Origin of the sequence: Mycobacterium sp. Aquia_213, from assembly GCF_026625985.1 — a bacterium.
In the GTDB taxonomy this organism is placed as follows: Bacteria; Actinomycetota; Actinomycetes; order Mycobacteriales; family Mycobacteriaceae; genus Mycobacterium.
On sequence record NZ_CP113116.1, the window covers coordinates 5,074,683 to 5,100,056 of the forward strand.

General features: G+C 66.2%; 20 protein-coding genes and 1 pseudogene. 13 read left to right on the forward strand and 8 right to left on the reverse strand.

Annotation, left to right across the window (positions count from 1 at the left end; genetic code table 11):
• Window positions 1-120 precede the first annotated feature (120 nt).
• The 3 genes from LMQ14_RS23605 to LMQ14_RS23615 are packed head-to-tail and all read left to right on the forward strand — an operon-like array spanning window position 121 to window position 3,009.
• The gene (locus LMQ14_RS23605; protein WP_267732049.1) at window positions 121-321 is read left to right on the forward strand and encodes a ferredoxin; all 201 of its coding nucleotides are present in this window, start codon (window positions 121-123) and stop codon (window positions 319-321) included.
• A gap of 10 nt (window positions 322-331) precedes the next feature.
• Window positions 332-1,732: an NAD(P)/FAD-dependent oxidoreductase gene (locus LMQ14_RS23610; protein ID WP_267732050.1), complete on the forward strand. Its 1,401-nt coding sequence runs from the start codon at window positions 332-334 to the stop codon at window positions 1,730-1,732.
• Window positions 1,729-3,009, forward strand: coding sequence for a cytochrome P450 (locus LMQ14_RS23615; RefSeq protein WP_267732051.1), 1,281 nt, complete (start codon window positions 1,729-1,731; stop codon window positions 3,007-3,009). The genes LMQ14_RS23610 and LMQ14_RS23615 overlap by 4 nt, the downstream gene beginning before the upstream one ends.
• Before the next feature lie 12 nt (window positions 3,010-3,021).
• Here the strand turns inward: LMQ14_RS23615 and LMQ14_RS23620 are convergent, their stop codons facing one another.
• The 4 genes from LMQ14_RS23620 to LMQ14_RS23635 form a co-directional block, all read right to left on the reverse strand.
• Window positions 3,022-3,789, reverse strand: coding sequence for a class I SAM-dependent methyltransferase (locus LMQ14_RS23620; RefSeq protein ID WP_267732052.1), 768 nt, complete (start codon window positions 3,787-3,789; stop codon window positions 3,022-3,024).
• A 9-nt stretch (window positions 3,790-3,798) separates the two neighbouring features.
• Entirely contained in the window at window positions 3,799-4,314 is a 516-nt protein-coding gene (locus LMQ14_RS23625; protein WP_267732053.1) for a nitroreductase family protein, read from the reverse strand.
• Between the two features lie 58 nt (window positions 4,315-4,372).
• On the reverse strand, window positions 4,373-5,800 hold the full coding sequence (locus tag LMQ14_RS23630; protein WP_267732054.1) for a CehA/McbA family metallohydrolase: 1,428 nt from the start codon (window positions 5,798-5,800) through the stop codon (window positions 4,373-4,375).
• Between the two features lie 138 nt (window positions 5,801-5,938).
• On the reverse strand, window positions 5,939-6,886 hold the full coding sequence (locus tag LMQ14_RS23635) for a class I SAM-dependent methyltransferase (RefSeq protein ID WP_267732055.1): 948 nt from the start codon (window positions 6,884-6,886) through the stop codon (window positions 5,939-5,941).
• A 204-nt stretch (window positions 6,887-7,090) separates the two neighbouring features.
• On the opposite strand from LMQ14_RS23635, the gene LMQ14_RS23640 reads away from it, so the two are divergent.
• Window positions 7,091-9,466, forward strand: coding sequence for a lysylphosphatidylglycerol synthetase family protein (locus tag LMQ14_RS23640; RefSeq protein ID WP_267732056.1), 2,376 nt, complete (start codon window positions 7,091-7,093; stop codon window positions 9,464-9,466).
• An 8-nt stretch (window positions 9,467-9,474) separates the two neighbouring features.
• On the opposite strand, the gene LMQ14_RS23645 is transcribed toward LMQ14_RS23640, so the two are convergent.
• Complete coding sequence (locus LMQ14_RS23645; protein WP_267732057.1) at window positions 9,475-12,111, reverse strand: GH92 family glycosyl hydrolase; 2,637 nt, start codon at window positions 12,109-12,111, stop codon at window positions 9,475-9,477.
• Window positions 12,112-12,246: 135 nt separating this feature from the next.
• On the opposite strand from LMQ14_RS23645, the gene LMQ14_RS23650 reads away from it, so the two are divergent.
• Both LMQ14_RS23650 and LMQ14_RS23655 read left to right on the forward strand, forming a co-directional pair.
• Window positions 12,247-13,005, forward strand: coding sequence for a hypothetical protein (locus tag LMQ14_RS23650; RefSeq protein ID WP_267732058.1), 759 nt, complete (start codon window positions 12,247-12,249; stop codon window positions 13,003-13,005).
• A 22-nt stretch (window positions 13,006-13,027) separates the two neighbouring features.
• On the forward strand, window positions 13,028-13,513 hold the full coding sequence (locus LMQ14_RS23655) for a hypothetical protein (RefSeq protein WP_267732059.1): 486 nt from the start codon (window positions 13,028-13,030) through the stop codon (window positions 13,511-13,513).
• Here LMQ14_RS23655 and LMQ14_RS23660 read toward each other — a convergent pair.
• Both LMQ14_RS23660 and galT read right to left on the reverse strand, forming a co-directional pair.
• Window positions 13,506-14,594 carry a galactokinase gene (locus LMQ14_RS23660; protein ID WP_267732060.1) on the reverse strand — a complete coding sequence of 363 codons (1,089 nt, stop codon included), beginning with the start codon at window positions 14,592-14,594 and terminating at the stop codon, window positions 13,506-13,508. The genes LMQ14_RS23655 and LMQ14_RS23660 overlap by 8 nt on opposite strands.
• On the reverse strand, window positions 14,591-15,673 hold the full coding sequence (gene galT / locus LMQ14_RS23665; RefSeq protein WP_420714561.1) for a galactose-1-phosphate uridylyltransferase: 1,083 nt from the start codon (window positions 15,671-15,673) through the stop codon (window positions 14,591-14,593). Before galT ends, LMQ14_RS23660 begins: the two co-directional genes overlap by 4 nt.
• 230 nt (window positions 15,674-15,903) lie before the next feature.
• Between galT and LMQ14_RS23670 the strand changes: the two genes are divergently transcribed.
• From LMQ14_RS23670 to LMQ14_RS23680, 3 genes and pseudogenes are all read left to right on the forward strand, one after another.
• Window positions 15,904-18,063 (forward strand): FUSC family protein, encoded by a 2,160-nt coding sequence (locus tag LMQ14_RS23670; RefSeq protein ID WP_267735651.1) that lies wholly within the window; start codon window positions 15,904-15,906, stop codon window positions 18,061-18,063.
• Window positions 18,064-18,127: 64 nt separating this feature from the next.
• Window positions 18,128-18,891 (forward strand): annotated as a pseudogene (locus tag LMQ14_RS23675) (SDR family oxidoreductase).
• Between the two features lie 84 nt (window positions 18,892-18,975).
• Window positions 18,976-20,223 carry a cytochrome P450 gene (locus tag LMQ14_RS23680; protein WP_267735652.1) on the forward strand — a complete coding sequence of 416 codons (1,248 nt, stop codon included), beginning with the start codon at window positions 18,976-18,978 and terminating at the stop codon, window positions 20,221-20,223.
• Here LMQ14_RS23680 and LMQ14_RS23685 read toward each other — a convergent pair.
• The gene (locus LMQ14_RS23685) at window positions 20,205-20,993 is read right to left on the reverse strand and encodes an adenylate/guanylate cyclase domain-containing protein (RefSeq protein ID WP_267732061.1); all 789 of its coding nucleotides are present in this window, start codon (window positions 20,991-20,993) and stop codon (window positions 20,205-20,207) included. The genes LMQ14_RS23680 and LMQ14_RS23685 overlap by 19 nt on opposite strands.
• Before the next feature lie 185 nt (window positions 20,994-21,178).
• Here LMQ14_RS23685 and LMQ14_RS23690 point away from each other — a divergent pair, with 185 nt between their 5' ends.
• The 4 genes from LMQ14_RS23690 (at window position 21,179) to LMQ14_RS23705 (ending at window position 25,291) form a co-directional block, all read left to right on the forward strand.
• Window positions 21,179-22,414: a cytochrome P450 gene (locus LMQ14_RS23690; protein WP_267732062.1), complete on the forward strand. Its 1,236-nt coding sequence runs from the start codon at window positions 21,179-21,181 to the stop codon at window positions 22,412-22,414.
• A 37-nt stretch (window positions 22,415-22,451) separates the two neighbouring features.
• On the forward strand, window positions 22,452-22,877 hold the full coding sequence (locus tag LMQ14_RS23695) for a lipocalin-like domain-containing protein (RefSeq protein WP_420714562.1): 426 nt from the start codon (window positions 22,452-22,454) through the stop codon (window positions 22,875-22,877).
• Between the two features lie 10 nt (window positions 22,878-22,887).
• Entirely contained in the window at window positions 22,888-23,862 is a 975-nt protein-coding gene (locus LMQ14_RS23700) for a DUF1254 domain-containing protein (RefSeq protein WP_267732064.1), read from the forward strand.
• Between the two features lie 91 nt (window positions 23,863-23,953).
• The gene (locus tag LMQ14_RS23705; RefSeq protein ID WP_267732065.1) at window positions 23,954-25,291 is read left to right on the forward strand and encodes a hypothetical protein; all 1,338 of its coding nucleotides are present in this window, start codon (window positions 23,954-23,956) and stop codon (window positions 25,289-25,291) included.
• Window positions 25,292-25,374 lie beyond the last annotated feature (83 nt).

A 25,374-nucleotide genomic window follows, 5' to 3' on the forward strand; every position in this document is an offset into this window, starting at 1 on the left:
CATAGCGCAGCGATAAGCCGTCGGCCCTCGCGAAAGAGTTTCGCAAACACCGTGATTGGCGCGACATCGAGATGTACGCTGCCAGGCGTCGGATCTTCAGCCCCGGGGATCGAGGTCGCCGTGCGAATCGTTGTCGACCTGAACCGCTGCCTGGGATATGCACACTGCGTGCCGCTGGCGCCCGAGGTGCTCAAGCTCACCGGCGAAGAGGCCCTCAGCTACGACCCCAACCCCGATGACTCTCAGCGTCTGCGGGTGCTGCGGGCGGCGGCTGCCTGCCCAGTGCAGGCCATCATCGTCGACAAGCTCGACGGCGAGTAGCGGGCCGGGCGTGAACGGCAACGGCTTCAAAGACAAGGGGCGCATCGTCATCGTCGGCGCCTCGCTGGCCGGACTGCGGGCCGCCGAAGCGCTGCGCGAAGAGGGTTTTCGGGGCGAGCTGACCATCATCGGCGACGAGCCGGACGAGCCGTATGACCGGCCGCCGCTGTCCAAGCAGGTCCTCAAAGGCTGGGTGGCAGCCGATCACACCAAACTGCCGCGGCTGCGCGCGGTGGATGCGCAGTGGCGGCTCGGGGTTCCCGCGACCGCCCTGGACCGGGCTAACCAGGTCGTGCGCCTTGCCGACGGGAGCGAGGTGGTCGGTGACAGCCTGCTGATCGCCACGGGCGTGCGGTCGCGGCGATGGCCCAACCCGGAGGAGGCCGCGCTGCGGGGCGTGTACACGTTGCGCACCAGCGCCGACGCCGCGCAGCTGCAGGCCGCGTTGGCGGCCCGTCCGCGCCGGGTGCTGATCATCGGTTCGGGGTTCATCGGGTCGGAGGCCGCCTCGGTCTGCCGCGAACTCGGGCTCGAGGTCACGGTCACCGAGCGGGGCCCGGGCCCGCTTTCGGGCGCACTGGGCGCGGTGATCGGCGCGATCGCCGCCGACATGCAGCGCGCGGCCGGGGTGGATCTGCGGTCCGGCGTGTCGGTGCTGGCGCTCGACGGTGACGCCGACGGTCACGTGCGTCGCGCGCGGCTCTCCGATGGCAGCACCCTCGACGTGGACGTCGTGGTGACCTCGTTGGGGTCGATCCGCAACGTCGAGTGGCTCGAGGGCGCCGGGCTGGCCGCCGGGTTCTGGGGGGTGGGGTGCGACGCCGGATGCCGAGCGTTCGACATCAACGGGGTGGTCACCACCCACATTTTCGTGGCCGGCGACGTCGCCCGGTCCCCGCATGTGCTCTACGACTACGAGTTCCTGGCGATGGAACACTGGGACAACGCCGTGCTGGGTGCCCGGATCGCGGCACACAACATGGTCTGCGACGAGATCGACCGCTGGGCACATCTGTTGATCCCGCAATTCTGGTCGGCCCAGTTCGGTGTCAACATCAAATCCGTTGGCGTGCCGTCGTTTGGCGACGAGATCGTGTTCACGCAGGGATCCGTGAAGCAGCGCAGGTTCGCCGCGGCTTACGGACGCCACGGCCGCATCGTCGGTGCGGTCACCTTCAACCACGCCAAGTGGATCGACTACTACCGCGAGCAGATCGCGCGGTCCGGGCCGTTCCCGCCGCATCCGCCGGGATTCGATTTCCCGGAAAACATGCGCGTGATGCCCGCCGACTTCCCGGCGCGCGGTGTGCCCACCGAGACCCCGGATGTGGTGTTGACGGGGCACGACCCCAGCGAGTGGCACGCCGAATTCCGTCCTCGACGCCGGCAGCCCGTGACGGTGTCGCGATGACGCCCGAGGAAGCATTTGACGCCGCGATGCGGTACCAAAACCGGGCGAATCCCTATCCGTTCTTCGACGAGCTGCGCAAGACACCGGTCGCGCGAGTGTCCGACGGCATCTATGCCGTCACCGGGTACGAAGAGCTGATGGCGCTGGCCCACGACCCCAGGGTGAGTTCCGACCTGCGCAAGGGGCGTCCGACGACTACCCGCGGCCGCCGGATCGCCGACGAGTCGGTGGTCGAAATGGCGCCCGAAATCGCCGGGGGTTACGGCCAGGAGCCGAGCTTCATCGCGCAGGACCCGCCCGACCACGACCGGGCCCGCCGGCAGTGCATGCGATTTTTCGGCCCACCGGACGCGCCGGATCTGATTCCCGGCCAGGAGCCGCTGTGCCAGCAGATCGTCAACGAGTTGCTCGACAAGGCGGTGGGCAAGACTCGCATCGACGTGGTCGACGAGTTCGCCTACCCGCTGCCGGTCAACGTGATCTGCCGAATCATGGGCATACCCATCGAAGACGAACCCCAATTTCACGCGTGGATCGCGGACGTGGTCAGCGGCATCTTCGATCTCGGACCCGACATCCAGACCGAGGAGGGCCGGGCCCGTCGCGCCAAGGGCGAAGCCGCTGACGTCGAGCTCAACGAGTACATCGTCGGGCTGGTCGAGAAAGCAGCGAAATCACCTGGGCCCGGGATGATTTCGCAGTTGGTTCACGACGACGGCCCCGACGGGCGGATGTCGACGAGTGCGATCGTCAACAACACCATCCTGCTGTTCGTCGCCGGTCACGACTCGACGGTCAACCTGATCTCGCACTGCGTGCTGACCGTGCTGCGCAACCCTTGGTCGATCGAATTGCTAAGCGATAGACCGGAATTGATCCCCGGCGCGATCGAGGAAGTGCTGCGTCTGCAGTCGTCGGTGCAATTCTTCCCGACCCGATCGGCGCTGGCCGACATCGACATCGCCGGCACCACCATTCCCAGGGGCGCGCCCATCTACCTCATGTACGGTGCGGCCAACCGGGACCCGCGGCGCTTTACCGACCCGGACACGTTCGACCCCCAGCGCGCCGACAACGAGCACGTGGGCTGGGGTCGCGGCATTCACGTCTGCTTCGGCGGCCCGCTGGCCCGCTTGGAAGTCAACACCGCGTTCGAGGCGTTCCTGCGCCGGGTGAAAAACCCTCGGCTGGTTGAAGATCCACCGCCGTACCGCATCAGCCAGGTGTTCCGCGGCCCACGGCATGTGCTGGTCGACTACGACGAGATCCGGCCCTGAGCCGTTGGGAAATCAGCCCGGTTTGGTCGCGGTGACCAGACGCGTCGCGAACCAGGGACCGCCGTACCACATGCGCCAGCCGAGGTTGCGCCGCCGCACGCGCTGCCAACCCAGTTGACGCAAATAGGCGGCGTGGAGGTTCGTTTCCCGGAGGTCGGCGATCGCGAGTCGGGCACCCGGTCGCAGCACTCGAACCGCTTCGTCCAGCGCCTTTCGCCGGCCCTCGCGGGTCGGGATGTTGTGGATGGCCAAACTGCTGACGATGGCGTCCACGCTCTCGTCGGCCAACGGCAACGCGGTCATGTCGGCGGTGTGCACCTCGATGAGCTCGGAGACGCTTTCCAGGTCCGCGTTGGACAGCATTGCCTGCTGCGAATTTTCGGTCTGGTCGGCGCGCCATAGATCGACGCCTATCGCGCGGCCCCGCGGCACCCGCTTTGCCGCGGCGAGCAACACCGCGCCGCGCCCGCATCCGAGATCGAGCACGGTTTCGTCGCCGTGTAGCCCCAGCTCGTCGAGGATCCGGTCCCACACCACGAACTTGCCCCGCCGGGTCGCATAGATATAGGAGGCGGCCGTCGCGAGGACCTGAACGGCCGAGGCCGCGCCGAGCGCCGCCGCCAACCGATTACCACGGGCCAAGGCGACACCGGCGGCCGCGAACAGGACGGCAGAGACACCGGCCACGCCCGCCACCTGCGCCCCGGGCGAAACCCTGTGGAAAGAACCGTCGTATCCGTATTCGCCTTGGTGCTCGCGCGTCCGTCCCGTGTCTGTCACCGTGCCCACCTACCAGCGTCCCCGGTGGACGACTTCGTCGAACGGGCGCCGGTCCGGCTTGCGGATCGGGGTAAGCGGTCGATCGGCCGGATACCCGACACCGAGCATGAAGGCCACCAGATAGTCGTCCGGGACGCCCAGGATCTCGCGCGCCTTCTCCTGATCCCCCACCGACGAATGGCCGGTGCCGATGCCCAGGTCGGTGGCCGCGATCATCATCGCCATCGTCGCCTGGCCGACGTCGTAGTTGTCGGTCACCAGCCGGCGCTCGTCCGGCGGAACCGGTACCACCAACACGATCGCGGCCGGGGCCGAGGCGATATGACCGGCACCGCGCCAGACCGTGGACAGCTCCTGCAGCTGAGCCGGGTCGGTGACGATGACAAAGTCCCACGGCTGGCGGTTTTTCGCCGACGGTGCCCGCCAGCCGGCCTCGACGATTCGGTCCAGGTCGTCATCCGGCACCGGTTGGGGCTGGTACTGCCGAACATTGCGCCGAGCGCGGATCGCGTCCCAGGTTTCCATCTCGTTCCTCTCGTCTGCGCGCGCTCACGCCGCGAATACTGGTGTGCTCTACCCTTTCTCAGGCTAGCCACACCGGATTCGTCAAGGCGACCATCGCGCCGAGCCGGCCCCGCCGCCCGTCGCGTACCTCGAGTCGGGCAAAGCGCGCGGACGCGGCGTCGAGCTCCCATTGCAGCCTGCTCCCTGCCGAGGCTACCGGCGCGCGTCCCGCGCAGCCCGCCGCGGTGATCAGAGCGGCGGTGGTGCCGGGAGCTCCGCTGATCATCGCGGTGACCGTCACCGTGTCAGCAGGCGGCACCCGCAGCTGCTGGCCGGGCCCGGCCACGTCGCCGCCGCTCGGGCAGGACGCGGTCAGCTCACAGGCGACATCGCGTGATCCGACGATGTACGAGCGGCCGCGGCGCAGCCCGTCGACGATCGCGGGTACCGACAGCTCGGTCGCGTGCACGGCCGTCTGCGGCGCGCCGACCAGCTGACGCCTGGCGTGCGAGTCGCTGCCGCCGACCGCGACAATGCGCCGGCCCTGCCGCAACAACCGCTGCCAAATACGAAGGGAAACTTCATCATCGACGTTCCACTTGCCATTCCATACCTCGAGCGAATCCACCTCGGCGAAACCGAATTCCCACGCCGAGCCCGGCAGTGGCGCCGCCGGATGGGCAGCGACCACCAAGCCCCCGGCGTGGCGGACCTCGGCGGCGAAGCGCGGAAAGACCCTGTCGCTCGGCCCGTAGCGCCAGTCGACCCAGCCGCCCGGGGGCAACCCGACCGCGAGCCAGTGTCCATGCCGGGTGGTGACCTCCACACCGGGAATCACCAACAGCGATCCAGTGCGGCAGCTGGGCCATACCCGGTTGGCGGAGTTGGTGTTGTGCTCGGTGGAGACGATGAAGTCGAGCCCGCCGGCGTGCGCGGCTGACACCAGTTCACTGGGATCGCGCTCGCCGTCGGAGTGCTCGGTATGCAGATGCAGATCGCCGCGGTACCAGCGCGCACCACCGACCGAGGCGGGTGTGAACGCCACCGATGAGTCCTGCGTCACCGGCGACCCGGCGGGCGGCTCGTAGTCCAGCGTGACCCGCACCTGCCAGGACATCCCCCACGGGCTGAGGACCACCGGACCCAGCGCCACCGCCCATACGCCCGGCTCGATGGGGCCGGCCAGATAGCCGGGCGTGGCATCGGTGGCGGAGATCATGAAGCCGTCGCGGGCCCCGCCGGACCAGCCCCGGAATCCGGCGGCATTGCCCAAATCGTGGCCGGCCGCGCCAAACATCCCTAGATCCAACACATTTCGCGCCAGGCCGCCCATACCGGAGTCATGGGAGGTGGCCACCCGAATTTGCTGCACACCCGGCGGTACCTCGAACGGCAGGTAGGCCCACCGGTAGATACCAAAACCAAACCGTCCGGAAAACGCTATTTCGATTGCCTTGCCGTCGCGTTGCCCGGTGACGGCACCGGGCGCGACCCTGGCAATGCTCATGGCTTCTCTCCTGTCGGCGTGTTGCCACTCCGACGACGGCGTCGGATACGCCCACAGCATTCGCCATGAAGGTCTAACCAGCCGTTACATCGACACGAACACCCGCTGTAGGGCTGATGAGATCGCTACGTCAACGAATCACGTCGCCGAGCGCTGTGCGGCCACGAACAGATTGCCGGGAACGTCGTTCTCGACCTCTTTCGCGGGCCTGCGGCCATAGCCGGCCATCAGTTCCAGCGACGGCGTCACCGTCACGTCCCAGCCGTGGCGCCCGAACCAGGCGCCCACGTCTTCGCGCTCTTCGAAGTACCACAATTCGTCGGTGCTGGGGACCTCACGCTGCGGGTCGGATTTGGCGAACGCCGCGCGGACGCGATCCATCCGTGCCCGCCGCCGCGTCCGGGCCTCGGGGTCCAGGAACTGCGGCCCCAACGCCTCCACGCCGATCCGGCTGCCGGGGACTGTGAGCCCCTGCACCCGCTCGAACAGCAACTCCTGCGCCGCGGCCGGCAGATAGGGCATCAGTCCCTCGGCCGACCAGACGCTCGGTGCTGAGGCGTCAAAACCGGCCTCCCGCAACGCCGTCGGCCAATCGTGGCGCAGGTCCACCGGGACGGCGACCCGATTGCAGGCGGGTTCGGCCCCGTGTTCGGCCAGCGTCGACGCCTTGAAATCCAGCACCCTGGGCTGGTCGAGTTCGTAGACCGTGGTGCCGTCCGGCCAAGGCAACCGCCAGGACCGCGAGTCCAGCCCCGACGCCAAGATCACCGCCTGCTGAATCCCCGCCGTCGTCGCGTCGATGAAGAACGCGTCGAAAAAGGCGGTCCGGGAGGCCATGTAGCCGACCATTCCCTTCATCTGCTGCGCGAGATCGGGTTCGGATTCCAGCAGCTCGTCGGGCAGCTGTCCCGCGGAATACCAGTTCCACACTCCGTCGCCGGCCGCGTCGAGGAAAACCCGCGCGAACGGGTCGCGGATCAGTGGATTGTCACTCTCGGTCTCCGCCGCACGGGATGCCGCGACGCCCAGCGCCGTCGCCCCCACGCTCTCGGTGATCTCCCAGCTGTCGTTATCGGTTCTGGCCACGCTCACGTCCTCCCGGTTGGCACCCGCTTTGGGCGACCCTACGTGAGCAAGCTGTCCGCAGGCTGTGGCTATCTTCGGCGCCCGCTAGCGTTTACCCGCAGGTGAACAAGCTGTCCGTCAGGTTCATGCACGCTTGCCCGGAGGTATCCGGTTAAGTTGTCGGCGGGCCGCTAACAGCGCGACCCCGGTCCGAAGGATCCTGACATGCGAGTTGACGGACGCGACATCAGCGTCTCTGGCAGCTTGCTGCAACCGGTGAACCGGCGGACCAACGACATTCTGCGCCTGATCCTGGCCACCGCTTTTCTCGCATCGGTGATCACCGGGTCGCTGGTCACCCGCAGCCGCTGGATTCGGCTGGAGAAATCCGTCTCGCGGATTGTCGGGGTGTTGTCGCCCACCCAAGCCGATGTGGTTTATCTGGTGTACGGATTCGCGATTCTGGCGCTGCCGTTCATGATCCTGATCGGCCTGATCGTCGCCCGGCAATGGAAACTGTTGGGCGCCTACGCCGCCGCCGCGATTCTCGCCGCACTGCCGCTTTCGATCAGCAGCAACCGCCTCGCCGCACCGCGCTGGCATTTCGACGTCTCGGACCGGCTGAGCACGCTGCCCGCGCAGTTTCTCGACGACCCGCGCTGGATCGCGATGCTGGCCGCGGTGCTGACGGTTTCGGGACCCTGGTTACCCGCGCGCTGGCGGCGCTGGTGGTGGACACTGCTGCTCGCGTTCGTGCCGATTCACCTGGTCATCAGCGCCATCGTGCCGGCCCGCTCCTTGCTGGGGTTGGCGGTGGGATGGTTCGTCGGCGCTCTGGTGGTGCTGGCCGTCGGTACGCCCGCGCTGGAGGTGCCGCTGGCGGCGGCCGTGCGTGCGATGGCCAAGCGCGGATTCGTCGTGTCGCGGCTGATGGTGGTCCGCCCCGCCGGACCTGGTCCGCTGGTGTTGTCGACCGATTCCGGGGACCCCGATTCGACGGCAGCGATCGAGTTGTACGGTCCGCACCAACGCAGCGGTGGTGCACTGCGCGAACTATGGCGCAAGCTGCGGCTGCGCGACGCGGAGACCGCACCCTTCCAGGCCTCGATGAGCCGTGCCGTCGAGCATCGCGCGTTGATGGCCATCGCCATCGGTGAGGCGGGCGTGGCGAACACGTCGACGATCGCCTTCGCTGCGCTGGACCGGGGTTGGACGCTGTACGCGCACAGGCCCGTTCGCGGCATCGCGCTCGACGAATGCACCAAGACCACTCCGGTGGCACGGGTGTGGGAGTCGCTGCGAAAGTTGCACGACTATCAGATCTCGCACGGCGACCTGCGCTGCAACGAGATCACCGTCGACGACGGCACGGTGCTCTTCGGCGGATTCGGCAACGCCGAATACGGCGCCACCGACACCCAACTTCAGTCAGACCTGGCCCAGCTCCTGGTGACGACGACGGCGCTGTACGATGCGAAGTCGGCGGTGCGCGCGGCGATCGACACCTTCGGCAAGGACAGCATCCTGACCGCGTCCCGTCGGCTCACCAAATCCGCTGTGCCCAAACGGGTCCGCAGGTCGGTGGGCGATGCGGCCGACGTCATCTCCGCCGCCCGGGCCGAAGTCAAGTCGCAAACGGGTGCGGATCAGATCGAGAAGGAAACCATCACCCGGTTCACCCGCAGCCAGGTCGTCCAGCTGGTCCTGCTCGGCGCGCTGGTCTATGTCGCGTACCCCTTCATCAGCACCGTGCCGACGTTCTTTTCCGAACTCAGAACGGCGAACTGGTGGTGGGCGGTGCTGGGCCTGTTCATCTCGGCCTCGACGTACGTGGGCGCGGCGGCCGCGTTGTGGGCGTGCACCGACGGAACGGTGAACTTCTGGAAGCTTTCAATAGCCCAGGTAGCCAACACCTTTGCCGCGACCACCACCCCGGCCGGGGTGGGCGGCCTGGCGATGAGCACCCGGATATTGCAGAAGGGTGGTTTGTCCGTCATGCGGGCCACCGCCGCGGTGGCCTTGCAGCAATCGGTGCAGGTGATCATGCACCTGGTCTTGCTGATTTTGTTCAGCACCGTGGCGGGCGCGTCGATGGACCTTTCGCATTTCGTCCCGGATGCCACCGTGCTCTATCTGCTCGCGGGTGTGGCGCTGGGCATCATCGGCACGTTTCTGTTCGTGCCCAAGCTCCGGGGCTGGCTGGCGACGGCGGTGCGCCCGCGGATACAAGAGGTGGCCAAGGACCTCCTCGAGCTTGTCCGCGAACCAAAGCGACTCTCGCTGATCGTACTCGGTTGTGCCGGAACAACTCTCGGTGCGGCGCTGGCGCTGTGGTCCAGCGTCCAAGCCTTCGGCGGCGGCGCTACATTCGTCACCTGCACCGTCGTGACGATGGTCGGCGGCACCCTGGCTTCGGCCGCGCCGACACCTGGCGGTGTGGGTGCCGTCGAGGCGGCGTTGATCGGTGGACTGGCCGCCTTCGGTGTGCCCGCCGCCGTCGGCGTGCCGTCGGTGCTGCTGTATCGGGTGCTCACCTGCTGGCTGCCGGTGTTCATCGGCTGGCCGGTGATGCGCTGGCTCGCCGACAACGACATGGTCTAGCGAGACGCTCAGGGGTCGTCGGTCTGGGCTTGCGCGTTGACCAGTACGGTTGCCGTCCGGACACTCTCGCCGACTACGGCGGTGAGATAAACGAGGTGATAGCCCTCGGAAACCGACCGCGCCACCGTGATCGGGACCGTAACGGTGGACGACCCGTCCGAGGCGAACTGACCCGACACCGGCGCAGCCGTAATCCCAGTGTCGGGTGACACGCCAGTGAGGCTGTAGTTACCGGCACCGTCGGCCATCCGTTGAGCGTCGACTTTGACGCTGCCCGTGCTTCCGGGCGCGATCGTGACGACGGGGGTGGACACATTAAGAGTCATCGCCGCACCGCCGGCTCCAAACGACGGTGGCGCCGAGGATTTACTCGCCCCCCAGCCCCTGTCCGGGTAGGCGGCGAGCGAGAACGTGAGCTCGCCGCCGGTATGGATGATCGACTCGGGGAGAAAGACGTGGTCGGTGGGCTTGCCGTCGACGGTCAGGCCGCTGATGTACGTCAAATGGCTCGGTCCCGATGCCCCCGGCGCGGAAATCCGGATGGAATTACCTGCCGGAAGCCTGATTACGGTGCGGTCGAACAGCGGCGTGTTGAGTGTGAGGATCGGCGTACCGGGAGTGGCGGGATACAGGCCGAGCGCAGCCCAGACATACCAGCTGGAGAGCGCGCCGAGGTCGTCGTTGCCCGGCGCGCCATCCGGCGTAGGGCCGAATAGGCCGCGGACCCGGTCGACCGTGCGCTGAGTCTTCCACGGCTGGCCGATGTAGTTGTAGAGCCACGGCACCCCGAAGCCCGGCTCATTACCGGCCCAGAGGTAAGGCTCGTTGGGGCCCTCGTTTAGTTTCTCGGTGAAGCGGTCGAGTCGGCTGGCCACTGCCTGGCGACCGCCGAGCGCCGTCACCAGGCCGGCTACATTGTGCGGTACCCACCAGACGTATTGCTCCGCGTTGCCCTCGTCGTATCCGACTTGGCCGAAAGTCGAAGGGGAGTAAACGAATCCGGGGCCGGTGTGGAAGAACCCCGTCAGGCTCCGGGGCGACACGTAGCGGGTCGTCGGATTGAACAGGTTCTGCCAGTACTGCGATCGATTCTGGAATTGGGCTGCGGTCGCAGTGTCACCGAGCGAGTCGGCAAGTCGGGAGATAGCGAAGTCGTCGACCGACCATTCGAGCGTGATCGACGCGTCGGCGATCCAACCATCGGTTCCGAACTCGTACGTAAACGGCGCGTAGCCGAACTCCAAGTACGTCGCGATGCCCGGCCGCTCCACATACCCGTTCAGCCCGACCCCGCCTCTCATCGCGGCATTCACCATGTACCGCAACGCTGTTCGAACGTCGAAGTCTTTCGCTCCGTACATGTAGAGGTTGACGATGAGCGGTACTACATTGTCGCCGCTCATCTCGCCGGTTGGTGCATTCGCAAAAGACCAGCGCGGAAGTGAACCGCTTTGCTCAGCGTCGTTGACGAGCGATTGCGCCATGTCGCCGGCTTGCTTGGGAAACAGCAGTCCCTGCAGAGGCGCCAGGCTGCGATAGGTGTCCCAGTCGGAGAAGTTGGCGTACTGCGTGTGCCCCTGGGCCACCTGATGGATGACGCCATCGAATCCGATGTAGCGTCCGTCCGCATCATTGAAGGTGTTGGGGTGCAGCAGAGATCGGTAGAGGGAGGTATAAAACGTGTCGATATTGGCAGCATTCCTACCCGCTACCGCGACACATGACAAGGTCGCGTTCCACTCGGAGACTGCGGCTGCCCGCACCTCGTTGAAGCTTGCTGCGCCCTCGGCAGCCAAGTTTGCTTGCGCCCCTTCGACACCGACGTAGGAGATCGCGGTGCGGACCTCGACAGCAGCCCCGGCCGGAAACTCGAGGTAACCCCCGCCATAGGGCGCAACTGCGCTGCGGGCACCGGGGTAAACCGAATAGCCGTCCCAGGTGCCGTAAGAGGTGAACGGCTGGCTGAACTTCATGGCGAAATACACTGTGTACGTGTTGTTCTTGCCGCAGAATCCGCCGCTGGTCGCCCATCCGGTGATCGTCGCGTTGTCTTCGCCGATATGGATGGCCGTGCGCGAGTTGCCGGCCAGCGAAGCACCGGAACGTACATAGAACTGAGCGGGCCGGGCGTTGTGCGGGTAGCTGAACCGGCCGACGCCGGTGCGGGTGGTGGCGGTGAGTTCTGCGGTCACTCCGGTATCTGGGAACCGCACTGTGTAGTAGCCCGGCTCACCCTGTTCCGTGTCATCGTGGGCGATCCGTTCCCAGGCATTCCACGGTTGCGCGTCGCCCGGATCGGTAGTCGGCAACATCGAGACATCGCCGAATGCAGCGCAGCCCACCGACGCGTGCGTCATGCTGAACCCGGTCGAGCGTGAATTGTGGTGGTTATAGCCGGCGTAGTTGCCGACGGTGTCCGGTGAGTACTGCACCATGCCGAATGGCACGGAGGCGCCGGGGAAGTCGTTGATCTCGCCCACCGTCTCGCCGCCCGTGCCCGTGCCGATGAGTGTGTCGACATGCTCGACCGGATTCGCGACGAAAGCCGGTTCGCCGTCGTAGGCGATGGGCGGGGCGGCAGCCACAAACGCCATGAAGACAGCCATCACCGCAACTAGTGCGATGAGGACCCTTAGAGACTTCATGGCTTGTCTTGTCTTACTGCATAACCATGCCTTGGCGTGCGCGTTTTGCAAATGGATTTCGAGTTTCAGGCCTGGCAGGGGTTGGCACCTACCCAGACGCGCGGCGCGCGGTCAGCGAGCCTCTAAGGTGAGGCGATGCCACGTTACTGGCTCGCCATCGCGTTGGCCGCGGCCCTGATCGCGTGCGGCTGCCAGGGCCCGAACCACGGTGCGAGCAGTCCCGCTGCCAGCACGACCCCGATTCCCAACCGCCTTTGCAACGACGTGCATGGGGTGTGGGACGGGAAAATCGGACAGTGCAAGGTGAGCAGGGACGTCAACGGTGCGCACCTCGAAGTGACCGCCGCCTACCCCGTCGACCTCGTCGACAATCCGCCGGCCGGGCCGGTCCTGACGCCATTCATCCGGAAATTCTTCACCGATTACGGCGAAACGGATAGCAACGGGAACGGTAACGCCAACCTGAGCTCGCAGGTTCTCACCCACGCTGGGATCACGAAAACGGTTGTTTTCCAGTCCGATTGGTACTTCAGCAGCATGCCTCACCCCAGTGCCGCGATCACCACGTTCACCTTCGACTCGAAACGCCAACTGCAACTGGCCGATCTGCTCTGCCCCGGTGTGGACCCACTGACGGCGATCCCGCCGATCGCGCATCCCTATGTGCGGCGGGCGCTGGACGGGTCGCCATTCCAGGTTGAGCAGTTCGAACCCGACCACCCCGAGGGCACCCTGGTCGACGGCTACCAGGCCTGGTCATTGGACGGGGAGGACCTCGTCCTGTACATGCCGGCCGAGCGCGGCCCGGGCGGGATTTCGCCCGGCGCCGTCGCGCCCCACGTCCCGCTGACAAAGCTCGCACCGATCCTGCGCGGAAAAGGCTGCTCAACCTAGCGATTGGCCTTACGGTGTGTGCATGGCAGAAGAGTCGTACGCGATCGACGCCGGACACCCGCCCTCGTTCCTGCTCAAACTCGTCAACCCGATGCTGGGTTTCCTGCTGCGCACCCCGCTGGCCGGCCCGGCCCGCAAGCAGCTGATGGTGCTGAGTTTCACCGGCCGAAAGACGGGACGCCCGTTCACACTTCCGGTGAGCGCCCATGTGATTGACAACGATCTATATGCGCTGACCGGTGCTGCGTGGAAGCAGAACTTCCGCGGTGGCGCACCGGCCCAGGTCGTCTACGACGGAAAGTCGACCGCGATGAGCGGCGAGCTGATCCGGGACCGCGCGATCGTTTCCGATCTCTACAAGCGATGCGCCGACGCGTATGGCCTGCGGCGTGCGCAAACGATGATCGGGCTGAAATTCCGAGACCAGCGCATCCCCACGCTCGAGGAGTTCGGCGAGGCGGTCGACCGGATGCACCTCGGTGCAGTCAAGCTGACGCCGGTTAGCTAGCCCCCGCGCCCGCGGCCGCCCGGGTTCGAGTGATTACCGGCAGCTCGAACCCGGCGTCGGACACCGCGCGTCGCACCGCCTGGCCGACCGCGGCTGCCTGGTCGGTTGGCACCAAGGCGATCACACAACCCCCGAAGCCGCCGCCGGTCATCCGGGCGCCGAGGGCACCCGCACGTACCGCGGTGTCGGCGATCAGATCGATGTGCTCGGTGGTGATTTCGAAATCGTCGCGCATGGACGCGTGCGAGGCGGTCATGATCCGGCCCGCCGCGGTGAAGTCCGAATCACGCAGCGCGGCCACGAGATCGAGAACGCGCCGGTTCTCGGTCAGCACATGGCGGGCCCGACGGACGTCGACCGGATCGGTGACCGGTACCAAAACCGATGGCCCACGGTCTTGAACCTCACGCAGTGACGACACCGCAAGCTCGGCGGCCGCTCGCTCGCACGAAGCGCGCCGGGCCGCGTACTCGCCGCCGACGTGCCGATGCCGCGCCCGGGAGTCGACCAGCAGCAGCGTGACGCCGCGCGCGTCGGGGTCGAAGGCCACCGGCTCGACGGTGACATCGCGAAAGTCGATCAGCAACGCGGTCGACGGCTCGCCGAACAGTGCGGACAGTTGGTCAAGCAAACCCGTTGGGGCGCCGACATATTCATTCTCGGCGCGCTGGGCCAGCCGCGCTTGTTCTTTTCTGTCGATGCCGACACCGGCGACCGACGTGATCGCGCCCAGCACCGCGCATTCCAACGCCGCCGACGACGACAGGCCCGACCCCATCGCCACGTCGCTGGTGACCGACATCGCCCCACCAGGCACCGGGTGGCCGGCCTGACGCAGCGCCCACATCACCCCGGCCACGTAACTCGCCCAGCCGTCCAGGTCGCCGGGAAGGGTGCCGAGCGGAATGCGTACCGTGCCGTCCGCGCGATCGCTGTTGACGGTGATGGCATCGCCGCCGTCGGGGGTAAAGGTTACGACGGTGCGCTCTGGGAGCGCGATCGGCAGCGCGAAGCCGAGGTTGTAGTCGGTGTGCTCCCCGATCAGGTTGATCCGGCCCGGTGCCGCGTAGCGGACCGTCATGCCAGTTCACGCAATCGCTGGGCCACGTGTTCGGGCATGACGTCGCCGATGAACGCGCCCATCGCCGATTCGGAAGCCGCCAAGTACTTGAGCTTGGTGGCGCTGCGCCGGATCGACATCAATTCGACGTGGAAGTAGCCGTCGGCCTGGGCGTCGGTGTCCGCGTACTGGTGCAGCGCCGAAATATAAGGCAGCGGAGCCGAATACATCCTGTCGAACCGCCCCAGCACGTCGAGGTAGACCCGGGCGAACGCGTCGAGTTCGTCGTCGGTCAATTCGACAAGGTTGCGCACGAACCTGTTCGGGTAGATGTGCACCTCGACCGGCCAGCGCGCCGCGAACGGCACGAACGCCGTGAACAGCTCGCTGCGCGCGACGACGCGGCTGCCGTCGGCGACCTCGTGCGCCAGCAGGCTGGCAAAGAGGTTGTCGCCGTGCTGCTTTCGATGTTCGCGAGCCTGTTCCAGCATTGCGGCGGTTCGCGGCGTCAGATACGGGTAGCCGTAGATCTGACCATGCGGATGGCTCAGCGTGACGCCGATTTCCTCCCCGCGATTTTCGAAGCAGAAGACCTGCTCGACACCCGGTGCGGCCAGCAGGTCGGCGGTGCGGTGCCGCCACGCGTCGACCACCAGCCGCGCATGCGCCGGCGGCAATTCCGAGAACGAACCGGTGTGGTCGCTGGAGAAACAGATCACCTCGGTGCGGCCATGCCCCGGCGCGGAGATGAAGCCGTCGCCGGCCGGCGCCGCCATCGGCCGGCCGGTGCCGGACAGGCTCGGGAACCGGTTTTCGAATACGACGACGTCGTAGTCCGGCGCGGGCACCTCGCTGGTCAATCCGGTGGGGCCCGGACACAGCGGGCACTGGTCGGCGGGCGGCTTGTAGGTGCGGTCTTGTCGCAGCGTGGCGATGATCACCCACTGCCCGGTCGACCGGTCGTACCGCAATTGCGACGGGTCCGGGTTGCGCTCCGGCAAGGGTCTGCGATCGGCGACCGGCTCCGCAGAGTGCCCGGGCAATGCGAAGAACAACAGGTCACGGCCGTCGGCCAGTTTCGCCCGCGTCGGCGCTGTCACGAGTTCGAAGACTAGCCTGGTCGGCAGCAGTCAGGCAGTGGCGCTGCCCAAAGGGTGAGCAGACGAGAGGCGGTAACGGGGTGTCGGGTGGGCGCGAGGTGCACGAGCGCGGCCTCGGCGATACCCCGAATCTCGACGCCGCCGGCGGTCTGCGCGAATCCACGACGGTGCTCTACGAGCGGGCGCGAAATTGGTGGATCGGCTCCGATCCCGGGTTGTTGCGACTGCGGATGGCCACTCGGACGACGGCCGCGCTGGCCTGTTCGCTGGCGATGCTTTTCGTGCTGACCCGGGCAACCGGACAGCCGCTGACCGTCGCGTTGCTGGGCGTCGTGATCACGATGATCGCGGCCCGATCCGTCAACGAGCCGGACCCGCGCCAACAGCGCATCACAATGGCGCTGCTGCCCGTGCCCGCCGCGCTGTCCATCACCGCCGCCGCGCTGCTCGCACCACACCCGGTGGCCGCCGACGCCGTGTTCGTGGTGGTGGTGTTCGCCGCGGTCTACGTCCGCCGCTTCGGACCCCGGGGCAGGGCACTCGGCATGGTCGCGTTCATGGCGTATTTCTTCACTTTGTATCTGCGAGCAGCCATTTCGGAATTGCCGTGGATGATCGGCGCTGTCGTGGTGGGCACCGTGTGCACGTACGTGATGAGCAGCTACGTCATGCCCGATCGGCCAGAACGCGTGCTGCGCGCCACGATTCGTGCGCTGCGCGCCCGGATGGCCATCCTGGTCGGCACCACGACCGAGGCGGTTCGTACCGGCCGGCTCGACGAACGGCGCCGACGCCACATGCGGGCCCGCACCATTCGGCTCAACGAGACCGCCCTGATGGTGCAGAGCCAGATCGAGGACAAGGCCGACCCCGCCGTCCTGTGGCCGGGAGTGACCAGCCAGCAACTGGCTCCGTGGTTGTTCGACGCCGAACTAGCCATCGAATGGGTCGCCAACGCCGGGCGGACCGTGGCAGCACTCGTCGCGGAAGATCCCACCGCCATTGCGGTCGGCACCCGCATCGAATTGGTCGGGGCGCTCGACGAACTCGCGCGAGCGATCCGGGTTCCGGCGCCCGGCGGTCTGCAGCTGGCGGCGGATCACGCGCAGCGGGTTCTCGACCAGCAGCCCGGGCCCACCGCCCACGACGACCCCGGTCAAGCCGCGGTACGCCGCCTTGCGCTGGCAATCATCAACGCCGCCAACGCAACTGCCGAAATCCGTGCGATCGTCGAGCACGCCACCACCGGCGCGGTGGCAGGCCCCGGCGCCACCGAGCCACCCGAGCCCGCAGACGACCCACCAGACGAAGCCGCCGCTGCCGAGAAGGCCGACACCGGCCTATCGCAGACCACCCGGCAGGCCATTCAGGTGACGATCGCCGCGTCGTTGGCCATCGTCACCGGCGAGCTGGTGTCGCCGGCCCGCTGGTTCTGGGCGGTGATCGCGACGTTCGTGATCTTCGCCGGCACCAACTCCTGGGGTGAAACCCTGACCAAGGGCTGGCAGCGGCTGTTCGGCACCATCCTCGGCGTGCCCTGCGGCATCCTGGCGGCCACGTTGGTCGCCGGCGACAAGACGACCTCGCTGGTCGCGATCTTCGTCTGCCTGTTCTGCGCCTTCTATTTCATGACGGTCACCTACAGCCTGATGACGTTCTGGATCACCACCATGCTGGCGCTGCTTTACGGCCTGATGGGCGAATTCTCGTTCGGCGTATTCCTGTTGCGGATCGAAGAGACCGCGATCGGTGCTGTGATCGGTGTGACCGTGGCGATCTTGGTGTTGCCGACGAACACCAGAACCGCGATCCGCGACGACACGCACGCCTTCTTGACGGCGTTGACCGCGCTGATCGAGATCTCCACGGCCACGATGTTCGGCAGGGACGAAGCCGCCAGCCCGACCGAGCAAGCGCGTCAACTCGACCGAGACCTGCAGCAGTTCCGGATTACCGCCAAGCCGCTGCTGGCGGGAGTGGCCGGCCTTGCCGGGCGCCGCAGCATCCGGCGTGGCCTGCGCATCTTCACCGCTTGCGACCGGTACGGACGAAGCCTGGCGCGCAGCAGCGAGCGCTACCAGGACCACTTCGGATCGCCACAGCTCGCGGATGCCTTCACCGCCGCCGCCGAACAGACCCGGAACAACATCGACGCACTGGCCGCCCTCGTCGACGGGGCAACCGGGGTGTGCGTCAACTCCAACACCGATGCACTCGACGCCGCCGAGGCGCTGGCCCGCCATCACGACGGCGAGCACGGGCCGCATCCCGGCACCCGGCGATTCCTCACCGCCGTGCATGCGCTTCGCCAGATCGAACGCGCCATCATCACCGCGGCGACCAACCTCGGCGCGCACGACACCCCGAAGGTGTCCAGCTCGACAAGCTGAGCAACGGGCTGCGCAGTGCCCGCCGAATTGGCAAGCTCTAGCTACACCAGAAAGGCGGGCGCGCATGAATATCTCCGGCAACACCATCTTCATTCCGGGCTCGACCAGCGGGATCGGTTTGGCACTGGCACTACGGCTGCAGGCCAAGGGCAACACCGTCATCGTCGGAGGCCGCCGGACCGAGTTGCTCGAGCAGATCGCCGCCGAACATGCCGGTCTCGACACGGTGCAGATCGATACCGCCGACGCAGCGAGCGTGCGCGCGGCCGCCCAAGAGGTGCTGGCGCGTCATCCGACCTCAACGTCATCATCACGATGGCCGGCATCATGAAGATCGAGGATTGGCATCACCCCGACACGTTCCTCGAGACGGCCGAAGCGACGATCACCACCAACGTGCTCGGGCCCATTCGCCTCATCGCGGCGTTCGTCGAGCATCTACAAAAGCAGCCGGCAGCAACCATCATCACGGTCTCGTCGGGCTTGGCCTTCGCGCCGCTGCGGGTCACTCCCAGCTACAACGCGTCCAAGGCCGCCATTCACCTGCTCAGCGAGTCACTGCGTCTGCAACTGGCCGACTCAAGCGTCGAAGTCAAAGAACTGGTACCGCCGTCCGTGCAAACCGAACTGATGCCCGGACAAAGCAAAAACGACGCCGCGATGCCACTCGACGAATTTCTCGACGAGGTCATGCGGCTGCTGGAAAACGAACCCGACGGCAAAGAGATTCAGGTCGAGCGCGTCAAATTCCTGCGCCACGGCGAGGCCCGCGGCGACCAGGACAAGGTGATCGCGGCGCTCAATGCCAGCGACCCGCACGGCAAATAGCCGACATTTGCCCCTAATGTGTATGCCCAACCGCGGCTAAGCGCTAGCATCTCCTCACAGCCGCAATCCCCGAGGAGCACATCCATCGCTACTCCGAACCTCCCGCCGGGGTTCGACTTCACCGATCCCGACATCTACGCCCACCGGTTACCGGTGCAGGAGTTGGCGGAACTGCGCCGGGCGGCGCCGATCTGGTGGAATGAGCAGCCGCTCGATCAGGGCGGGTTCGCCGATGGCGGCTACTGGATGGTGACCAAGCACCGCGATATCCGCGAGGTGTCGCTGCGCAGCGACGTCTTCTCGTCGGCGACGAAGTCCATCGTGCCGCGCTACCGAGAAGACCAGGCGCAGGGCCAAATCGAAGCCGGCCGGGCATCGATGATCATGATGGACGACCCCGAACACAGCCGACTGCGCAAGATCGTCGCCCGCGGCTTCACCCCGCGCGCCGTCGAGCAACTGCGCGCCGACCTCAATGAGCGCGCCCGGCAGATCGCGCAACAGGCCGCGAAAGAAGGCTCGGGCGACTTCGTCCTGCAGGTGGCCTGCGAGTTGCCGCTGCAGGCCATCGCCGGCCTGCTCGGGGTGCCGGCGGAGGACCGCGGCAAGCTGTTCGACTGGTCCAACAAGATGATCGGAAGCGACGACCCGGAGTTCGCCGACTACGACGCACTCACCTCGGCGGGCGAATTAATGTGGTACGCAATGCAATTGGCGGCCCGTAAAGCCGAGGATCCGGGTGACGACATCGTCACGACGCTGGTGGCGGCCGGCGCCGACGGTGACGGGCTTTCCGAGGCGGAGTTCGGGATGTTCGTGGTCACGCTGGGGATCGCCGGCAACGAGACGACCCGCAACTCGATCACGCAGGGGATGATGGCCTTCACCGATCACCCCGACCAGTGGGAGCTGTTCAAACAGCAGCGACCCAAGACCGCGGCCGACGAGATCATCCGATGGGCCACACCGATCACGGCGTTTCAGCGCGCGGCGCTGACCGACACCGAGCTCGGCGGCGTCACGATCAAGAAGGGTCAGCGGGTGGTGATGTTCTACCGTTCCGCCAATTTCGACGAAGAGGTCTTCGAAGACCCGTACGCGTTCAACGTCTTACGCAGTCCGAACCCACACCTGGGATTCGGTGGCACCGGCGCCCACTACTGCATCGGCGCCAACCTGGCGCGCATGACGATCGACATCATGTTCAACGCGATCGCCGACTACCTGCCCGACCTGGCTTCCGCGGGAGATCCCCAACGGCTGCGGTCACCTTTCATCAACGGCATCAAACACTGGCCGGTCGACTACCAGAGTCACGCCTCTAGGGAGTAGGCCTCGATCGGCCGGTCGTATCCGCGCAGGTTCAACCGCCGCCGCGGTGACGTTCCCATCATGTCGTCGGCGACTCCGGATGCCACGAGCAATTCTCCGCCGGCGGCGTGTTGTTGCATCCGGGCGGACAGGTTGACCGGATCGCCCAGCGCGGTGAAATCGACTACCGCTGCCCCGACATTGCCGACGTAGGCGACTCCCGCGTTGACCGCCACACCCAGCGGCAGCCACGGCCGCTCGTCGCCGCCATACCCGACGGCTCGGAGCAGCTCCATCCCCGCCAGAACCGCGCGACGCCGGTAGTCCGGCCCGCTGATGCCCGGCACAAAGAACGCCATGACCTCGTCGCCGATCAGCTTGTCAATCACCGCATCATGTCGCAGCAGCGTCTGTGTCGCGGCAGCGTAGAACCGGTTGAGCAGCGCGGCGAAGTCCGCGGCGATGCCGCGCTGGCCCAGCGCCGTGGAGCCGCGGATGTCGGCGAACAGCACCGCGACATCCACCTCGGCGCCGCCCGGGGGCAGCGCGTCACAACAGCGACTGCACAGATTCGGGTTCTTTCGCGACGGGCTGAAACCGGCCGCGGCGAAAACTCGTCCGCCCGGTCCCCCGAACGGGTTGTTGCACACCTTGCAACGCGGTGCCGACGGCAGGTAGCGGAACACCCGCCGTGCCCGCACCAGCGGCGCATGACCTTCCGTTAACAGCCTGTGCCACGGCTGGTTTGGCGCGACCGCAGCGGTCCTGGGCTCGAAATTGCTGACAACCATGCCGCAATGGTCGGCCCTGCACCGCATCGGCGCATGAGGCATCCGCCCCAAAAACTCCCGATTTCGCCGCCGGATTTCGCTGCTCCGCAACGCGCCCCGTTGACACTCGGACAACATGGCCATACATTATTCGAAAGTTGTCCGCGAGCTCCGCGCCCCGGCGCATCCGCGCTAAGGAGACCGTCATGACCGTAGGCACAGCTCCCGCAAGCATTTTCGATGCCGACCTTCCCGTGCTCGCGTACGACGCCGAGGAGACACCGGCCGAGGTCTATCCCCGTCTTCGAGCCGCCCAACAGCAGGCCCCGATCGCGTTGGGACCGTATGGGCCCGAAGTCCTCTCCTACCATCTGGTCCGATCGATATTGCGGGATAGCCGGTTTCAGATTCCGCCCGGCTTGAACTTGCTTGTGCAGGGCATCACGTCGGGACCGCTGTGGGACAAGGTGGTCAACAGCCTGCTGTGCCTCGAAGGGGACCCGCATCATCGGCTGCGCAGTCTGACGTCCAAGGCCTTCACGCCGCGCGCGACCCTGCGGCTGCACGACACGATGGCCAACGTGATGAACGAGCTGGTCGACCGGGTGGCCGACGCCGGCCGGTGTGATGTCGTCTCCGACATCGCGCGCCCCTACCCCGTCCCGATCATCTGCGCGCTGCTTGGCGCTCCCCGCGAAGACTGGAAGCAATTCTCCGTGTGGGCCGACGAGGTGTTCAAAGCGTTCAGCTTCACCGTCGACGTCAGCGAAATCGAGCCGGACGTGATGCGTGCCTGGGGTGAGCTCGACGACTATGTCGACCACATGGTGGCCCGGCGCCGGCATAGCCTCACCGAGGATCTACTCTCCGACCTGATCCGCGCCGAGGACGACGGCGATCGCCTCGACGCCGCCGAGCTGCGCATGCTCGCCGGAGGCCTGCTGCTGGCGGGGACGGACACCACCCGGAACCAGGTGGCCGCCGCGGTGCAGGTGCTCTGCGAACACCCGGATCAGTGGCAGTTGCTCAGCGAGCGGCCGGAGCTGGCCATGCCCGCCGTCGAGGAGACGATGCGCCATTCGCCGATCGTGTGCGGAACTCTTCGCATGGTGACCGAAGACGCCGAAATCGATGGGTACCTCTTTCCCGCCGGCACCGCGGTTCTGATGAATACCCTTGCCGCCAACCGTGATCCATCCGTCTATGACGACCCCGACCGCGTCGACATCACCCGCGAGGGCGCGCCGGCAATCTTGACGTTCGGCGGTGGCGTCCATTACTGCCTGGGCGCCAACCTGGCCAGGCGCGAGATTGCCGAGGCACTCACCGTGCTCACCCAACGGCTGCGGAACCCGCGCACCACCGGACCGGTGCCCTGGAAGCCCATGGTGACCCTGAGCGGCCCGAAAACATTGCCCATCGAGTTCGAAGCTGCACCATAGCCCCATCCGTGTATTACCAACTGTCAGGATGGAACTCGTGTCACTGCGAGATGCCGTCCTTGGTGCGTGGGAGTTGGTGTCCTTCGTCGCCCGCGACGAGACCACCGGCGAGGACCGTCAGCCACTCGGCGCGACGCCGCGCGGTCTGATTCTCTATACCGCCGACGGTCACATGTCGGCCCAACTTGCCGAGTCTGACATGAGTGGCTACGTCGCCTACGGCGGGCGATTCTCGGTCGACGAGGAAACGTCGACGCTGCACCACGACGTCAGCGTCTCGATGATGCCGGAATTGTTGGCGCAACCACAGTTTCGGCATGCCAGCGTCGACGGCGACCGGTTAACCCTGTCGGCGACCAGAACCGACGAAGCGGGCGGGACGACGCGCAGCACATTGGTGTGGCGGCGGCCGCCGGCCGGTCAAGATGCCCAACCGGTTTCGCGCCGGCGACCACCCGCGTAGGGTCCGAACAGTGACAGACCGCAAGACATCCGACGGCGCGGTGCTGGTCTCACCGGACAACTTCGTCCGGGCCGAAACCGACCTGTATTTCGGCAACGCGGCCGCCGATGGCGGGTTCGGCAAGTTCCTCCACCTCCGCGAGTTGATGCCGCTGGACAGGCAGCTGGTGGTGCGATCAAACCGCGACACGCTGTATTCCACCGGCGTCTTCGACCTCGACGCCGGGCCGGTCACGATAGCGCTGCCCGACACCGGCGGCCGATTCATGTCGATGCAGGTGATCAGCGAGGACCACTACGTGCCGGCGGTGTTCTACGGGCAGGGCGAACACACTCTCGACCGCGACGGCATCGAGACCCGGTATGTGATGGCGGCCCTGCGCATCCTGGTCGATCCCAATGACGAGGCCGACCTCGGTGCGGTCCATGCGCTCCAAGACGCCGTGGCAGTGCATCAGACCGATGCGGGCAGCTTCGATGTCCCGAAGTGGGACCCGGTCAGCCAGAAGGCGGTCCGCGACGCGCTTGTTCAGCTGGGCGCCACAGTTCCGGACTCCAGGGCGATGTTCGGCCCGAAGGATGCCGTCGACCCGGTGCGCCACCTGATCGGCTCCGCGGTGGCATGGGGCGGCAATCCCGAAAAGGATGCCTTCTACTTCACCTTCCACACACCGGAAGATGACGGCGCCACCTACTACCAGCTCACCGTGGGCGAGGTACCGGTGGACGGGTTCTGGTCGGTCACCGTCTACAACAAAGACGGCTACTTCACCCCGAACTCGCTTCACTCCTATTCGCTGAACAACATCACCGCGCACCGCGACTCCGACGGCACAATCACCATTCAATTCGGCGGCTGCGATGCCGCGATATCGAACTGCCTGCCGATCACGCCGGGGTGGAACTATTTGGTCCGGCTCTACCGGCCGCACGAAAAGATCCTCAATGGCGAGTGGACATTCCCAGAGGCCCAACCGCTTTCGTGATTGCGCGATTGTGAGAAAGACCCCACGAGTCGCGGCCCCAGCGAGCCCGCCCTACGCTGCTTGGTTACACGAAGTTAACGGGGGTTTTCTGATGCGTGGGTTCCAGGGCCGAAGTGTGCCCAGATACCGGCTTGCCCTGCTCGGGCCGGCAATCTGTCTGGTCCTTGCCTCCTGCTCGGAGACGGCATCTCCGCCGGCGGCAGCGCCGACAACCTCGACTTCGGAGCCGACGACCACCACCAGTTCGGCTCCACCGCCGCCGCCGATAACCGGCCCACTGGAGAAAGACTGGAAAAGCTACGGCGGAACGGCTTACTTCGGTTGCCCCGAGGAATTCTCCGTCCGCAAATCCGCACTCGAAGACATTCGCCCCAAAATATTCGACACCAAAACCGGACAATATGTAGCGCCGCCCCTCCCGACGATTCCCGCCGGCGAGAACGTCACCGGAGCGATGTGCGCGCTGTCGGGCTCGGCGGACGACATGAAAGTCGTCTATGTGGTGACGACCGTCGAACCGGCGCAGGCGCCCGCACCCGAGGTCACCAAGACCACCGGCTACGCCTTCGACTTCAGGACGGGGAAGTCCGCGGCGACGAAAGAACTGCAACCACCGACTCCTGACTTGAAATTCACCGACCCGAAGCAATGGCGGCTTGGCGCAACGACTTCCGGCACCCCATGGCTCAACGCCTTCACCGACGGACATGCGACCGCGTCACCGCCACGAACCGTGATACTTTCCGGCACAGACCTGTCCATGGCGTGGAACGACCCACAACCCGGTCGAGTCTGGCCGGATGTCTTGTCGTTTCAGCGAAACACCCAACCCGGCAAGACCTCTGGCGCCGAGCTGCGCCGCCCGTCCGGTGAGGCGATCTATCAGGACAACGACGTAGTGAGCGTCGACGCCGAATTATCCGACGGGCCAGATAAATTGGTGAAGATCACCCGACGAGACTCTCCCACCGTCGTGTCGACCATGTTCCTCGACCTGAACTCCAAGGCCATCATCAAGGTCGGCGACTCCGACCGGATCTCCGGCGGCGGGCTGGCCGCCACGTTGTCGGACGGAAGCCTGTTCGTCGATGGTCGCGACTCGGCCGACTCGCAGTTCGGCTTCGGAGTGTGGAACCTGCGCACCCAGCACTGGGACCTGCTGAAGAACCGCGAAGACGCCAAGAAAATGCCGATCGCCAAAATGGCATTCTTCGGCGGCCACCTCTACATCACGAACATCGGCGGAACGTACTCGGTGCTCGCCTTGCCCGCTCCCGATCCGGTCGCAACGAACTGGGCCATCCGGCCCTTCGAGCGGATATCGGGATGGACGCTGGTCTGTCGGGGTGAGACCACCGCGGGCGGAGAGTGCAAGGAAATCGTCATGGTGCAAGACCAGGAAGGCCACTACCCCGGCCCCTGGTTCTAGCTCTGCGGCCGGGCGCCGTCGGCCTGCGTCCGATAAACGCGGTGGAAATGCCATTACCAAAAAAGTGATAGTGCTTCTCCGAT

What these genes read in the sequence shown, in the direction of transcription:
- LMQ14_RS23705 (WP_267732065.1), top strand. Translation starts at nt 23,954, where the DNA reads ATGCGTGGGTTCCAGGGCCGAAGTGTGCCCAGATACCGGCTTGCCCTG.
- LMQ14_RS23660 (WP_267732060.1), bottom strand. Translation starts at nt 14,594, where the DNA reads ATGACGGTCCGCTACGCGGCACCGGGCCGGATCAACCTGATCGGGGAG.
- LMQ14_RS23630 (WP_267732054.1), bottom strand. Translation starts at nt 5,800, where the DNA reads ATGAGCATTGCCAGGGTCGCGCCCGGTGCCGTCACCGGGCAACGCGAC.
- LMQ14_RS23670 (WP_267735651.1), top strand. Translation starts at nt 15,904, where the DNA reads ATGGCCACTCGGACGACGGCCGCGCTGGCCTGTTCGCTGGCGATGCTT.
- LMQ14_RS23650 (WP_267732058.1), top strand. Translation starts at nt 12,247, where the DNA reads ATGCCACGTTACTGGCTCGCCATCGCGTTGGCCGCGGCCCTGATCGCG.
- LMQ14_RS23685 (WP_267732061.1), bottom strand. Translation starts at nt 20,993, where the DNA reads ATGGTTGTCAGCAATTTCGAGCCCAGGACCGCTGCGGTCGCGCCAAAC.
- LMQ14_RS23655 (WP_267732059.1), top strand. Translation starts at nt 13,028, where the DNA reads ATGGCAGAAGAGTCGTACGCGATCGACGCCGGACACCCGCCCTCGTTC.
- LMQ14_RS23690 (WP_267732062.1), top strand. Translation starts at nt 21,179, where the DNA reads ATGACCGTAGGCACAGCTCCCGCAAGCATTTTCGATGCCGACCTTCCC.
- LMQ14_RS23640 (WP_267732056.1), top strand. Translation starts at nt 7,091, where the DNA reads ATGCGAGTTGACGGACGCGACATCAGCGTCTCTGGCAGCTTGCTGCAA.
- LMQ14_RS23645 (WP_267732057.1), bottom strand. Translation starts at nt 12,111, where the DNA reads ATGAAGTCTCTAAGGGTCCTCATCGCACTAGTTGCGGTGATGGCTGTC.
- LMQ14_RS23615 (WP_267732051.1), top strand. Translation starts at nt 1,729, where the DNA reads ATGACGCCCGAGGAAGCATTTGACGCCGCGATGCGGTACCAAAACCGG.
- LMQ14_RS23625 (WP_267732053.1), bottom strand. Translation starts at nt 4,314, where the DNA reads ATGGAAACCTGGGACGCGATCCGCGCTCGGCGCAATGTTCGGCAGTAC.